The sequence below is a fragment of the Massilia sp. TS11 genome (assembly GCF_022012445.1).
Lineage (GTDB): Bacteria > Pseudomonadota > Gammaproteobacteria > Burkholderiales > Burkholderiaceae_D > Telluria.
The window spans coordinates 1-826 of record NZ_JAKLTS010000040.1 but is presented as its reverse complement, the minus strand read 5'-3'; the positions used below and the strand labels follow the sequence as shown (position 1 = coordinate 826).

General features: G+C 65.1%; 1 pseudogene. It reads right to left on the bottom strand.

The features are described from left to right. Positions 1 to 826: pseudogene (locus LZ005_RS21530) on the bottom strand (heme utilization protein); the annotation flags it as partial.

Genomic DNA, 826 nt, shown 5'->3' with positions numbered 1-826 from the left:
CGCGGCAGCCTGGGTCGACTTCAGACCGCTGATGGCCAGGGTCGACAGTTGCGAGAAGTCCACCGTTTCCATCGCCGCCAGGCTCAGGGTGTTGATCACACCGATCTGCAGCGAGTTCAGGCCGACGATCTGGGTCGAGGTCAGGTTGACGATCTGATCCGAGCTCATCGTGTTGATCACGGCGGTCGTCAGGGCGCCGACTTGCAGCGAGGTCAGGGCTTGCAGCTGGTCGGAGGTGATCACGGCGCCGGAGGCGGTCGTCACTTCAGCAGCGGTCAGCGAGGCGATCACGGCGGTGCTCAGACCGACGATGTCGTCGGTGGCCACGTTCGCCATCGCGTTCGTGTTGAGTGCCTGGAACTGGGCCGAGCTCAGACCGCTGAGCTGGACCGAGGTCATCGCCTGGACTTGCTCGCTGTTGAGCTTGTTCATGGCCAGCGTGGTCAGGTTGTTCACCTGCAGCGTGGTCATATTGCCCATCTGGTCGGTGTTCAGACCGGCCACTTGCGAGCTGTTCAGGGCGCGGATCACACCCGTGGTCAGGGCGCGCAGGGCGACCGTGTTCATGCCGCTCAGAGCCGTCGAGTTGATCAGCGCAGCCTGGGTCGCGCTCAGGGCAGCGCCCTGGGCCGAGGTCATGGCCGACAGCTGGTCGCTGTTCAGCGCGCCAACCTGGCTGGTCTTCAGACCGAGGATGGCGGTGGCGGTCAGCTGAGCGAAGTCTTGCGACTCGATGCCGCTGACGCCGGCGCTGCTCATGGCGCCGAGCTGGGCGCTGGTCATCACCGAAGCCTGCAGGGTGTTCAGGGCCGCAGCCTGGTTCGAG